At 32.4% G+C, this 13,255-nt stretch carries 14 protein-coding genes; 9 read left to right on the top strand and 5 right to left on the bottom strand.

The features are described 5' to 3' along the window. The first annotated feature begins 124 nt into the window (after positions 1 to 124). On the top strand, positions 125 to 1,864 hold the full coding sequence (locus tag A8975_RS07665; protein ID WP_134199529.1) for a M14 family metallopeptidase: 1,740 nt from the start codon (positions 125 to 127) through the stop codon (positions 1,862 to 1,864). On the opposite strand, the gene A8975_RS07660 is transcribed toward A8975_RS07665, so the two are convergent. Further along, positions 1,861 to 2,442, bottom strand: coding sequence for an NUDIX hydrolase (locus A8975_RS07660; protein WP_129761404.1), 582 nt, complete (start codon positions 2,440 to 2,442; stop codon positions 1,861 to 1,863). The genes A8975_RS07665 and A8975_RS07660 overlap by 4 nt on opposite strands. A 126-nt stretch (positions 2,443 to 2,568) precedes the next feature. On the opposite strand from A8975_RS07660, the gene pyrE reads away from it, so the two are divergent. Continuing rightward, positions 2,569 to 3,213 (top strand): orotate phosphoribosyltransferase, encoded by a 645-nt coding sequence (gene pyrE, locus A8975_RS07655; RefSeq protein WP_134199527.1) that lies wholly within the window; start codon positions 2,569 to 2,571, stop codon positions 3,211 to 3,213. Between the two features lie 27 nt (positions 3,214 to 3,240). After that, a complete protein-coding gene (locus A8975_RS07650; protein WP_134199525.1) occupies positions 3,241 to 3,636 on the top strand; it encodes an SRPBCC family protein in 396 nt (131 codons plus the stop codon). On the opposite strand, the gene A8975_RS07645 is transcribed toward A8975_RS07650, so the two are convergent. Next, the gene (locus A8975_RS07645; RefSeq protein ID WP_134199523.1) at positions 3,633 to 4,364 is read right to left on the bottom strand and encodes a biotin--[acetyl-CoA-carboxylase] ligase; all 732 of its coding nucleotides are present in this window, start codon (positions 4,362 to 4,364) and stop codon (positions 3,633 to 3,635) included. The two genes, A8975_RS07650 and A8975_RS07645, sit on opposite strands and share 4 nt — an antisense overlap. Before the next feature lie 96 nt (positions 4,365 to 4,460). Here A8975_RS07645 and rsfS point away from each other — a divergent pair, with 96 nt between their 5' ends. The 6 genes from rsfS (at position 4,461) to A8975_RS07615 (ending at position 9,223) form a co-directional block, all read left to right on the top strand. Then, positions 4,461 to 4,832, top strand: a complete 372-nt coding sequence (rsfS, locus tag A8975_RS07640) for a ribosome silencing factor (RefSeq protein WP_134199521.1) — start codon at positions 4,461 to 4,463, stop codon at positions 4,830 to 4,832. Positions 4,833 to 4,842: 10 nt separating this feature from the next. Further along, a complete protein-coding gene (gene ftsH / locus A8975_RS07635; RefSeq protein WP_134199519.1) occupies positions 4,843 to 6,771 on the top strand; it encodes an ATP-dependent zinc metalloprotease FtsH in 1,929 nt (642 codons plus the stop codon). Positions 6,772 to 6,884: 113 nt separating this feature from the next. Next, the gene (locus A8975_RS07630; protein WP_129761410.1) at positions 6,885 to 7,493 is read left to right on the top strand and encodes an LUD domain-containing protein; all 609 of its coding nucleotides are present in this window, start codon (positions 6,885 to 6,887) and stop codon (positions 7,491 to 7,493) included. Beyond that, the gene (locus A8975_RS07625; RefSeq protein WP_134199517.1) at positions 7,494 to 8,315 is read left to right on the top strand and encodes a phosphatidate cytidylyltransferase; all 822 of its coding nucleotides are present in this window, start codon (positions 7,494 to 7,496) and stop codon (positions 8,313 to 8,315) included. Then, a complete protein-coding gene (locus A8975_RS07620) occupies positions 8,305 to 8,955 on the top strand; it encodes a phosphatidylserine decarboxylase family protein (RefSeq protein ID WP_134199514.1) in 651 nt (216 codons plus the stop codon). Before A8975_RS07625 ends, A8975_RS07620 begins: the two co-directional genes overlap by 11 nt. Before the next feature lies 1 nt (position 8,956). After that, on the top strand, positions 8,957 to 9,223 hold the full coding sequence (locus A8975_RS07615; protein WP_129761413.1) for an acyl-CoA-binding protein: 267 nt from the start codon (positions 8,957 to 8,959) through the stop codon (positions 9,221 to 9,223). 1 nt (position 9,224) lies between these two features. Here A8975_RS07615 and A8975_RS07610 read toward each other — a convergent pair whose 3' ends face one another. The 3 genes from A8975_RS07610 to A8975_RS07600 all read right to left on the bottom strand — a co-directional run bounded on the left by A8975_RS07610 (position 9,225) and on the right by A8975_RS07600 (position 13,212). Next, positions 9,225 to 10,139 (bottom strand): dimethylarginine dimethylaminohydrolase family protein, encoded by a 915-nt coding sequence (locus tag A8975_RS07610; RefSeq protein ID WP_131508162.1) that lies wholly within the window; start codon positions 10,137 to 10,139, stop codon positions 9,225 to 9,227. A 68-nt stretch (positions 10,140 to 10,207) separates the two neighbouring features. Then, entirely contained in the window at positions 10,208 to 11,494 is a 1,287-nt protein-coding gene (locus tag A8975_RS07605) for a citrate synthase (RefSeq protein WP_131508160.1), read from the bottom strand. A gap of 173 nt (positions 11,495 to 11,667) precedes the next feature. Further along, positions 11,668 to 13,212, bottom strand: coding sequence for a glycogen synthase (locus A8975_RS07600; protein ID WP_134199512.1), 1,545 nt, complete (start codon positions 13,210 to 13,212; stop codon positions 11,668 to 11,670). Between the last annotated feature and the right edge of the window lie 43 nt (positions 13,213 to 13,255).

The following is a 13,255-nucleotide window of genomic DNA, read 5'->3' as shown; positions in this document are numbered from 1 at the left end:
AAAAAAATCCTTGATTTTGCTAAGGTTTTGACAAAATAAATCCACGATATTCTAACATAAAACGATAACAATCTTAAAATCAATTACTATTTTAAGTAAGTTTGAAATATCAAAAATCATACACATGAAAAAATTTGCGCTACTTTTTATAATACTGTGTTCTTGCTCCCAAAACAACCCCAAAAAAACTTATGATTTCACTACTGTTTTTGAAAAAAGTGAAGGCAAGGAAACTGCCACTTATGAGGAAACCATACTCTATTATAAAAACTTAGCCCAAGCTTACCCTGAAATTTCGATAGACTCAATTGGTGAGACAGATTCTGGCAAGCCGCTTCATCTTGTAACATTAAACCCTGACAAAGTTTTTGATTTTTCGCAAATAAGAGCCAACAATAAGCGCATACTCCTTATCAACAATGGTATTCATCCTGGTGAAAGCGATGGTATAGATGCCACAATGCTGCTTTACAGAGATATTGCTCAAGGTACTATTGAAATACCTAAACACACTGTTTTAGCAACTATACCAATATATAACATTGGAGGTAGCTTAAATAGAAATTCTACAACAAGAACAAACCAGAATGGACCTGTATCGTATGGTTTTAGAGGAAATGCTCAAAACTATGACCTTAACAGAGATTTTATAAAATGCGACACCAAAAACGCACGTGCTTTTACTGAGATTTACCATTTAGTAAACCCTGATGTATTTATTGATAATCATGTAAGCAATGGTGCAGACTACCAATATACGCTCACTCATTTATTCACGCAACACAATAAACTAGGAGGCGATTTAGGCAATTATATCCATACCGAAATGATGCCTAAACTAGAAGAAAAACTAGCCGCAAAAGATTGGGATATTACACCTTACGTCAATGTATTTAACAGAACTCCAGAGACTGGTTTTAATCAGTTTATGGACTACCCAAGATACTCTACTGGTTACACAACACTATTTAACACTTTAGGTATGATGGTTGAAACTCACATGCTAAAACCCTACAAACAACGTGTTGAAGGTACTTATGAACTTATGAAAAGTATGATTGATATTATTGAGGAAGATTATCAAAAAATACAATGGAAACAAATTAGCAAAGAAGAACATATTCGTGATTATGCTGAGACCTATACTCTAGATTGGAAAATCGATACTAGCAAAACCTCTACATTAAGTTTTAAAGGGTTTGAAGGTAATAGAATACCAAGCGAGGTTACTGGAGCGCAACGCTTAAAATACGATCGCACAAAACCATTTACAAAAGATGTGGTTTACAACAACTATTTTGAACCAAGCATTGAAGTAAGTGTACCAAGTGCTTACATTATTCCACAAGGTTGGTGGAAAGTAATAGAGCTTTTAAAGCTCAATCAAGTAGAAATGCGCCAGTTTAAAAATGACACTACTATAACTGTAGAATCCTATGAGGTTGAGAGTTATGAGAGCAGAAAAATGCCTTATGAAGGCCATTATCAGCATTACAATACAAAAGTTGTTAAAACAGAAAAAGAAGTAACATTTTTGAAAGGCGATTATATTATTAACACACATCAAAATGCGTTTAGGTATTTAATGGAAACATTAGAACCTGAAGCACCAGACTCATTCTTTAACTGGAACTTTTTTGATACAATTCTGCAACAAAAAGAAGGTTTTTCACCTTATGTATGGGAAGATATTGCTAAAGCATTATTAGATAAAAACCCTGATTTAAAAACAGAATTTGAACAGAAAAAACAAACAGATACTAATTTTTACAATAACTGGTATGCGCAATTAGATTGGCTACACAAACAAAGTGACTATTACGAAAAAGCTCACCTACAATATCCTGTGTACAGATTGCACTAAACCAAAATTTTAATATTAGCATAAGAGTTTGTCATAGCTTCTTGACGTTGCGTTTCGTTGAGCCATTCTACCTTGGTAATACCTTCTTTCTCTTCTGGTTCAAGTTTGCCTGAGTAAGTTGTTTTCATCTCAAACCAGTAAGTTACTTTTATCTTGTGCTTACCATTTCGCTTAAAAATATGATAAGTAGTATCAAGCGGTTTTACAATTTCAAGACCTTTAACACCTGTCTCCTCTTCCACTTCTCTAATTGAGGTTTCTTCTATCGATTCTTTAGCTTCAGCTTTTCCTTTTGGTAAGTCCCATTTTTTATTTCGGTAGATAAAAAGTGTTTCTCCTTTTTCATTAATAACCTTACCACCTCCTGCAACTACATTTGGTAATTTCTTTAAAAATTTTTTAAGGAGTTTATCTGGGTTTTTGTGTATTAACCTCACCTCTTCCAAACTGGTAGAATTAAGTTCTTTTATAACTTTACCAATATTAACTGTATCTAATAAATAGTTTTTAAAGTTAGTTTCTTCACTAACAATAGTCGTTAATATAATTGGTTTGTCACCTACAAAAACTTTATACATAATATTTGGGCAAATAGGTTTTCAATGGTAAAAATATAACTTTTAAGCACATATTACCATTTTCAAAAATTAATTTTATTTTAAGTTTTGAAATTTAAATTTAACAAAATTGTGTAGTTTTGCGCTATGATTTTTAACAAACATACCGCTAAAAAAACTGCTGAAGTTTTATTGCAAGTAAATGCGATAAAACTTAGCCCTGAAGAGCCTTTTACTTGGGCTTCTGGCTGGAAATCGCCAATATATTGTGATAACAGAATTGTGTTATCTTATCCGCAAATTCGCAACTACATTAGAGAAACCATGGCTAAGCAAATTGAAAAACAATATGGCAAGCCTGATGTTATTGCTGGTGTTGCTACAGGAGCTATTGGTATTGGGATTTTAGTTGCTGAGTATTTAGGACTTCCGTTTGTTTATGTAAGACCTGAAGCAAAATCGCATGGTCGCAAAAACCAAATTGAAGGTCATCTAGAACATGGACAAAATGTGGTAGTTGTTGAAGACTTAATAAGTACTGGAAAAAGTAGTTTAAATGCTGTAGCTGCTCTTAAAGAAGCTGGTGCCAATGTAAAAGGAATGATTGCCATTTTTACTTACGGTTTCAATGTTTCTAAAGACAGTTTTGATGCTGAAGACCTTACTTTACATACTTTAAGTAACTATGAAAGCTTGTTGGACCAAGCACTAGAAACTAACTATATCACTAAAAAACAACAGGACCTTTTGGCACAATGGAACGCTAACCCAAGCGAATGGAACGCTAATTGATACACCTTTAGAAAAAAACTTATATACATGAATTTAGAATCGCCAAAGGTAACCCTTAATAAATCAGCTCAAGAGACTTTTGATTTTTTATCTGATGTGAAAAATTTTGAAGCTTTAATGCCTGAAAACATCAGCAAATTTGAAGTTTTAGAAAACGACAAATTTTTGTTCGCTTTAAAAGGAATGCCTGAAATAGTGCTTAAGAAAAAAGAAGCTACGCCTCCTAATAAAATTGTACTTGGTGCTGCTGGTGGAAAACTAGACTTTTCACTTACTGGAAACATCTCTGAAGTAGATGCTAATACTAGTGAAGTTCAATTAACTTTTGAAGGCGAGTTTAATGCAATGATGGCTATGATGATTAAAGGCCCAATCAGCAAGTTTATTGAAACTCTAGCAACAAATATGACTACTGCTGTTTAGTACAACAGAGTTATTTCTTTTAAATCAAATTCTTTAATAATTTCATCTTCAAGCAACACTTGAAGATTACCAGAATTTGACACACCTTTTATATAACCTGAAAACATATCACCTTCCATATCTTTAAATGTGGAAGGTTTATTTTTTCTAAAAAGATGCTCTTCATACTGAGCTTTAAGTGTAGAAAAGCTATTATTCTGTAGTAACTCGAAAAAATATTCAAGCTTCTGTAATACAGTAATCATTATCTCATCCAATTCAAAAAAGCGTCCAGACATTAATTGTAAAGACGAAGCTTTAGGTAAATTTTCAAATTCTGTTTGGTTAACGTTAATCCCAATGCCTATAATAGAAGCTTGTAATCTATTTTGCTTTATGACATTTTCAATTAAAATTCCAGCTATTTTTTTATTTTCTGACAAAATGTCGTTAGGCCATTTAATGCTTAGTTTTTCAACGTTAAGGCTTTTTAAAGCTTCAAAAACCGCTAAAGACACAGCTATACTAATATAAAAATTACGTTCTACATCAACACCTGTAATGTCTTTAAACACGCTCATAGTAAGATTTTTAGCATCCTGAACGTTCCATTGGGTTCCCATTTGTCCTCTGCCTTTTGTTTGATGTTTAGCAACAACAACCGTAAAATCCTCAATAGCCTTACTAGCACTTAATTGTCTTAAATAAGTATTAGTTGAGTCAATGGCATTAAGTTTGATTATATGCATAAAAGCAGCAAATGTTAATTTATAATTTTCTTAAGAAGAATTAAAGTTCAAAAGAACTAAAAAAATAATAACTTTGCACAAAACTAAATCAATTTAATGGCGAAAAAAAATAGTAATGTCGACCAATTAATAACTACCATATTAGCTGGTATTGAAGATGTAAAAGGGAAAGAAATAACAATCCTTGATTTAAGAGAAATTGAAAACACAGTTTGTGATTATTTTATTGTTTGCGAAGGTACTTCAAATACGCAAGTAAACGCCATAGTAAATTCAATTCAAAAAAAGGTTAGCAAAGAACTTAAAGACAGCCCTTGGCATGTTGAAGGTGTTGAAAATGCTGAATGGGTTTTGATAGATTATGTTAATATTGTTGTACATGTTTTTCAAAAACACATTAGACAGTATTACGACATTGAAAGTCTTTGGGGAGATGCAAAAACAACTGTTATAGAAACTAGTTACTAAAAAAGAATTAATGGCAAACGAAAATAAAAATACAAATAAGAAACCAAAACTGAATCCATATTGGATTTATGGAATAGCAATTTTTGCTATTATCGCTTTTCAGTTATTTTCAGGTGGATTTGGATCGCAAAATGTGGCGACCACAACTCCTTCTCAATTTTTAGAATATTTAAAAAATGGTGATGTTTCTAAAATTGAAATCATAAACCGAAGAGAAGCAAAAGTTTATCTTACCGAAGAAGCTCAAGATAAAGAAATACACAAAAAGACTAAACCTAGTAGTATTTTCCCTGCAATGACTCCTGCTCCAAACTATTCGTTTGAGTTTGGTGATTTGCAAAACTTTGAAAAAGACATCAACAAAACCCTTGAGGATAACAACTTAAATACTGAGCTAAAGTATAAAACCGAAGAAAATCTTTGGGGTAACTTTTTAATCTCCTTATTACCGTTTATCCTAATCATAGGTGTTTGGATTTTTATAATGAGACGTATGTCATCAGGTGCTGGTGGAGGCGCTGGAGGACAAATTTTCAACATCGGAAAATCTAAAGCAAAACTTTTTGATGAAAAGACTGACATTAAAACTTCATTCAAAGATGTAGCAGGTTTAGAAGGTGCAAAAGAAGAGGTTCAAGAAATTGTAGACTTCCTTAAAAACCCTGAAAAATACACTTCACTTGGTGGAAAAATCCCTAAAGGAGCTTTACTGGTAGGACAACCTGGAACAGGAAAAACCTTATTAGCAAAAGCTGTTGCTGGTGAAGCACAAGTACCTTTCTTTTCACTATCTGGTTCTGACTTTGTAGAAATGTTTGTAGGTGTTGGAGCATCGAGAGTACGAGATTTATTTAAACAAGCAAAAGAAAAATCGCCTTCAATTATATTTATTGACGAAATTGATGCAATTGGTAGAGCTAGAGGAAAAAACAATTTTTCAGGATCTAATGACGAACGTGAAAATACCTTAAACCAATTATTAACTGAAATGGATGGTTTTGGCACTAACACCAATGTTATTGTATTAGCTGCTACAAACAGAGCCGACGTATTAGATAAAGCTCTTATGCGTGCTGGACGTTTTGATCGTCAAATTTTTGTTGACTTACCAGATGTAAGAGAGCGTAAAGAGATTTTTGAAGTTCACCTAAGACCTATCAAAAAAGCAGAGGATTTAGATATCGATTTTCTTTCAAAACAAACACCTGGTTTCTCTGGTGCTGATATTGCCAATGTATGTAATGAAGCTGCACTTATTGCTGCTAGACAAGGTAAAAAAGCAGTAACAAAACAAGATTTCCTTGATGCTGTTGATAGAATTGTTGGTGGATTAGAGAAGAAGAACAAAATCATTACACCAGAAGAAAAACGTGCCATTGCTTTCCACGAAGCTGGACACGCAACTGTAAGCTGGATGCTAGAGCACGCTGCTCCATTAGTAAAAGTAACTATTGTTCCTCGTGGACAATCGTTAGGAGCTGCTTGGTATTTACCAGAAGAACGCTTAATTGTTAGACCAGAGCAAATGTTAGACGAAATGTGTGCTGCATTAGGTGGTAGAGCTGCTGAAAAAGTTATTTTCAATAAAATATCAACTGGTGCTTTAAGTGACTTAGAAAAAGTAACCAAACAAGCTCGTGCCATGGTTACAATCTATGGATTGAGTGATAAAGTAGGAAACTTAACCTACTACGACTCTTCAGGTCAGTCTGAGTATGGGTTCACAAAACCTTACAGCGAAGAAACTGCTGAGTTGATTGATAAAGAAATTTCTAATATTATCGAAACACAGTACCAAAGAGCTGTAGCTCTTCTTGAAGAAAACAAAGATAAGCTTACTGAACTTGCAGAAGTTTTATTGGAAAAAGAAGTTATTTTTAAAGATAATTTAGAGAAGATTTTTGGTAAGCGTCCTTTTGGAAAAGACGAAGAAGAATAAAAGCCAAAAACATAATATTATTATAAAAAGCTTAAATTAATCACGTGTTAATTTAAGTTTTTTTATATTTGAAATAATACGCAAATTAAAACCTAGGTAATAGCAACCCATACATGAGTCTATTTCGTAAAATCTTCGGTCTAAAATCTGATAGTGAAGAAGATAACATAAAAAGCGAAGAGAGAGGCAAATATATGCCTGAAATTAAATTGCCCGCTGACGAGAGATTTACCATAAATTTTAAAGCCAATGGCGGAAAGTTTTTGTATTGCGAAAATTTAAACGAAGTCAAGGATAATTTATCGCAAATTCTTAGTGAAAATGAATGGGAAGACAAAAACGCTTTACTCTTTGATGATAGACTTTCTGAATTATTTAAAGATTTTCATTTAAATCCAACTAAAAAAGTTTCAGAAAGCACGTATTTTTTATCCACTTGTGAATACCTTATTTCAGATGATGGTTCGCTACTAATTTCTTCAAATCAAATTGCTGAGAAGAAACTAAAAGAACTGCCTACCAATTTTATAATATATGCAACAACAAGTCAGTTTGTTGAAAATATAGGTGAAGGACTTAGAGGTATTAAAGGTAAAAACAGAGAAAAAATCCCAACTAACATTACTACGATAAAGCATTTTAAAACTGTTGAGGATAAAGATTTTCTAACTTATGGAAGTAGCTCAAAAAACCTATATTTGCTTCTTCTAGAAGACCTATAGATGAAAGAAGCCGTTACCAGAGCATTATCCGGAGCAATATACATCACATTACTAATCTTGTCACTGTATTGGCAACATGCATTGGCTGCATTATTTTTTGTGTTTGGTATTATTTGTCTAGCTGAGTTTAAAAAACTTATCAACTTAAAAGATTTTTATCCGTTTATAATCTTCACGATTTTATATTTTGTGTTTGGATATTGGTCTACTATTATAACCACTACACATGGTTTTGATGAGGCTATTCAAATACTTCATGTAATTACAATTTTTGTTCAGTTGTTTTTAATTAAAGATTTATTTTCTGAGAAAACCATACCGCTTTTCAGCTCTAAAAGATATCTAATCACTACTTTTTATTTAAGTAGTGCGTTTGTGTTTTTAATTTTAATAGCAAACTTTAAGCATGAGTTTACGCCATTGTTGCTTTTAGGTACTTTTATTCTAATATGGATCAATGACACATTTGCTTACTTAGTTGGAAAAAACTTTGGAAAACAAAAGCTGTTTCCTAGTATTTCGCCTAAAAAAACAGTTGAAGGATTTTTAGGTGGTTTGTTTTTTTCGTGTGTTGCTAGTTATTTTATTGCTAAATTTACAAATACGTTAGATTCTACTTATTGGTTAATTTTAGCAATTATAGTTAGTGTTTTTGGTACACTTGGAGATTTGATAGAATCTAAATTTAAACGACAAGCTAAAGTAAAGGATAGTGGTGTAATCATGCCTGGTCATGGTGGCTTATTAGACAGACTAGATAGTATAATATTTGCTGCTCCTTTTATTTATTTATTTTTAAGAATAGTAACTTATGTTTCATAAAGAAGGCCATAAAATTATATTTATTTCACTAGTTATAGTAGTTGGAGCTGTTTTGATCATTGATTATTTTGTACAACTACCTTGGTTAAGAACTTCACTAATGCTACTTTTTGTAGTGTTCTTGGTTTTAATTCTTCAATTTTTTAGAAACCCTAAACGAAACACCATTTTAAATGAAAAACAAGCCGTTTCGCCTGTTGATGGTAAGGTTGTAGTTATTGAAGAAGTTTTTGAAAAAGAATATTTTAACGACAAGCGCATACAGGTATCTGTTTTTATGTCGCCAATTAACGTTCATGTTACACGTTATCCTATAAGTGGAAATGTATTGTACAGCAAATACCATCCTGGGAAATATTTAGTTGCATGGCATCCAAAAGCCAGTGAAGAAAACGAGCGCACGACTATTGTTGTAGAAAACAATTCGTTTGGAAAAATACTATATAGACAAATTGCTGGAGCACTAGCAAAACGTATTGTTAACTATGCTAAGGTTGATGACAAAGCAATACAAGGCGCTGATGCTGGGTTTATAAAATTTGGGTCGAGAGTAGATTTATTTTTACCTTTAGATGCAGACGTTAAAGTAACCTTGAACCAAGTTGTAAAAGGAGGCGAAAGTATTATTGCTGAAATTTAAAATGACACCTGAAGAACTAGACATAGAGTTTAGAGACGCTGTAGAGCGTATAAACAATCATACCGAACCTTTTCCGGCTGATTTTTTACTTCGCCTTTATGCTTACTACAAAAAGGCTACAAACAACTATGGTAGACCAAGTAGCCGAAAGCCTATAATTAACGCGTTTAAAACAAATGCATTATTTCAGGTTAAAGATGTTTCGCCAGATGAAGCTAAACGTATTTATATTGATTTGGTAAACAATTATTTTTTATACCGAAAATAAGTTAATCCCTTATCAAAGGCATTGTAGAGCAACGTAGTAAACCTTCTTGTTTAGCTATTTCTGCATAAGGAACTTCTTCAACAGTAAATCCATTTTTTCTTAACCAAGTATTTAATCTTGTAAAGTTTTTTTCTGAGATAATCACGTCTTCAGATATTGAAAAAATATTACTGTTCATATCATACATTTCGTCTTTTGTAATGACAAAACAATTTTCTTCTCCAAAGAAATTAAGCAACCACTCATACTCTTCTTCAACTAAAAACCCTTCTTTATGTAAGATTGCTTTATTTGTTCCTATTGGTTGAAAGCAGCAATCTAAATGTAAAGCATTGTCTCTAGGGTTTACTTGAGATTTTTTAAGGTCGAAACTTTTTATGGTTTTATGCGGAAATTTTTCAGTAATGTAATCTACACCTAATTGGTTTGTACGAGCCACAATATAATCAGAATAATCAGCTCCTCGGTAAGTTCCAATAAAGATATGGTCATTCCATACAATCACATCTCCTCCTTCAATGTGAGCTTCTTCAGGAGGTCTAATTACTTTTTTAGGGTCAATTTGATCAATAACATATTGAATGGCTTCTAGCTCTTCTTCTCGATCTGGTAATATATTGGCTTTTACAAACACATCATCAATTACGAAAGCTATATCTCTGGCAAAAATTTGATTACAGTCCTCAATAATATTAGGTCTGTACACTTTTACATCATACTTTTCAAAAACTTTAGCTACTGCTTCCATTTCATTAACCATATCGGCTTCTAAGGGATATGTCCCTGCTTTTATGTGCTCAAGAGATTTTGGGTCGTATGCGTCCTCTATTTTAGGAGTTGGACCATTACTTTTAGCTGTTCCTAAAACCACTGCTCTAAGACGAGAGGTTTCATTTTTAACATTCAATTTCAGCATAATATAAATTATAAAAAAAGCTTCATTAAAATAAATAATGAAGCTTATATGATGTAATAAGCCTAAGCTTAACGCTCGTTAATTCCTTTAAACGATCTTAATGTTTCACCTGTATATACTTGTCTTGGACGACCTATTGGCTCTTTATTTAAGCGCATTTCTCTCCATTGAGCAATCCAACCAGGTAAACGCCCTAGTGCAAACATTACTGTAAACATTTCAACAGGAATATTCATTGATCTATAAATAATTCCTGAGTAGAAATCTACGTTAGGATATAGTTTTCTTTTTACGAAGTAATCATCTTCTAAAGCTTCTTTTTCTAATCCTTTTGCAATATCTAAAATAGGATCTTCAACACCTAAATCACCTAAAACGTCATCGGCTGCTTTTTTGATTATTCTAGCTCTTGGGTCAAAGTTCTTGTATACACGATGTCCGAATCCCATTAAACGGAAAGGGTCTTCTTTGTCTTTTGCTTTACCCATATATTTTTTAGTATCTCCTCCATCTTCTTTGATAGCTTCAAGCATTTCTAAAACTGCTTGATTTGCTCCACCATGTAAAGGTCCCCAAAGTGCAGAAATACCTGCAGATAAAGAAGCAAATAAACCTGCATGCGAAGAACCTACAATTCTTACTGTAGAAGTTGAACAGTTTTGCTCATGATCAGCATGTAAAATTAAAAGCTTGTCTAAAGCATTTACTAAAATTGGGTTTTGCTCATAGTTTTCATCTGGTCTTTTGAACATCATTTGTAAAATGTTCTCAACATAGCCTAATGATGAGCTTCCGTAATCTAATGGTAATCCCATTTTCTTACGCATTGTCCACGCTACTAAGATTGGGAACTTACCTAAAATTCTAACAATAGCATTGTACATTTCTTCTTCAGAATCTACATTTACTGACGAAGGATTAAACGCTGTTAATGCACTTGTAAGCGAAGACAAAACTCCCATTGGATGTGCTGACTTAGGGAAAGCATCTAAAATTTTCTTTACATCGTCGTCAACAACAGAATGCTTTTTTATGTCTGAATGAAATTTATCTAATTGCTCTTGTGTTGGCAATTCTCCAAAAATCAAAAGATAAGCTACTTCAAGGAAATCTGCTTTTTCAGCTAGTTCTTCAATTGAATATCCTCTATACCTCAATATTCCTTTTTCTCCATCAAGAAATGTAATGGCACTTACACAAGATCCTGTATTTTTATAACCTGGATCAATTGTAGTAACGCCTCCTGTTACACTTCTTAAGGCCTTAATATCTATTGCAACCTCATTTTCGGTTCCTGTAATTAAAGGAAATTCATGTTTTTGACCGTTAATTTCTAATGTAGCTTTATCTGACATTTTTATGTTTATATTTTTTTAAAGTTTTATTGTTAAAAAGATTGTACGAAAATACGAAATATCTTAGGATTTTTAAAGCTTCTCCATAAAGGATTTATCTATTGTGATATTACGAAAATTGATGCTTGGATGTAACTCATAATTGAAAATACAAGCGCACATAAACTACAGCATTATTTGACATTTATTTTATACAATTTCTTGTAATATTCTTTTACTGAAGATTGCCAAGTAAACTTTTGTGATTTAGCATTGAGGCAAATAGTATCCCATTGACTTTTGTCTTCAAAAAAGATTTTTAATGCTTGAGAAAATACCGATAAAAAGTTAGCATTCTTTTCATCAATTGTTTTTCCGTTGAATGAAAATCCTGTTTTTAAATGTTCAACAGTATCTTTCAATCCACCTGTATGGTGTACTAGACATGGTTGAGCATTTCGCATTGCTAACATTTGACTGATTCCGCATGGTTCAAAAAGACTGGGCATTAAGTATAAATTAGATTCGGTATAAATCGAATCAATAACCTCTTCGGACTGTCCATTAAAAAACACAAAGTTGTCATATTCATAGCTTATGTTTTGTAATAACTGCTCATACTCTGGTGCACCAGTTCCAAGTACTACATAAATACCATTTACTGCTTTTAGTTTTTCTAAAATTGATTTTAATAATTCTGGTGAATTTTTAAAAAAGAAAAACTTCTGCTCAGTTAGTCTCGCAACACTGGCACAAACAAATTTTGCTGGTTCTTTTATGAGTCTTACAATTTTTTCTCCTGTATGAATTAAAAAATCAGCTTTATATTCTTTTTCGGGTTCTTGCAACCACTCAAAAATCGCTTGAATAGCATTAACATAAAACGCACCATGTTGTACTAAGTTTATGTTTTGATAATTACAACCGTTTAAAATTCCTACTAGGCGGTTTTCTTTATTAGCCTCTTTTAAATAGTTTTCCAAACCTTCTCCACCTATAAAATCTGGAAAATTACTAGATTTCATTATATCTTCTTTATAGGAAGGAGACACTGTGTGCACAACATCGGCAAGTTTAATTCCTACAGCCATAAGATTTATACAATCTTGATATCTTGGATCTTTTAAATTCTCATAATCTATATCTAACTCAGGATAAAAAGCATGTAACGAAGAGTAATTATCTTTAAATGGTCTAATACCTTGAATAGCCAAATTATGAATTGAATATACAAACCTTATATTTTGCAATACTTTATAAGAAGGATGGTATTCTTTTAAAAACAACAATAAACTAGTATGCCAATCGTGTAAGTGTACAACATCTAATTTCCCAAAACTATTTTGTGTTATACTCTCTGCTACTGCACTACAGAATAAGGAGAACATACAAGCATCAGTATAAAATGGTTGTTCTGGGTCATTAAAATAAATATGGGCAATATTACCTGACTTTATATCAGGATGATGAATAACATAATGTGTAATGTTTTCAATTTCTTTCTTTGGAGCTACTTGGTAAATAATTGCTTTTGCAGTTTCTCCTCTATAAGAAAACTCAACCTCTTTAATCTTTTTTTGCCCTATGTGCAATCGTCCATAAGCAGGAGTTATAACACTAACTTTATCACCTAAAGCTGCTATTTGCCTAGGAACGTCTCTAACAACATCTCCCATGCCACCAGCTTTACATTTTTTGATGGCATCGTTTTCAGCAGAAACAAAAAGGAAATTTGACATTAAGTACTGAGTTTTAATAATGAAGTATAAATTACTTAAAATA

The organism is Meridianimaribacter flavus (genome assembly GCF_004366715.1).
Lineage (GTDB): Bacteria > Bacteroidota > Bacteroidia > Flavobacteriales > Flavobacteriaceae > Gaetbulibacter_B > Gaetbulibacter_B jejuensis.
The sequence above is the reverse complement of the archived record's forward strand: the minus strand, read 5'-3'. Positions and strand labels throughout refer to the sequence as shown.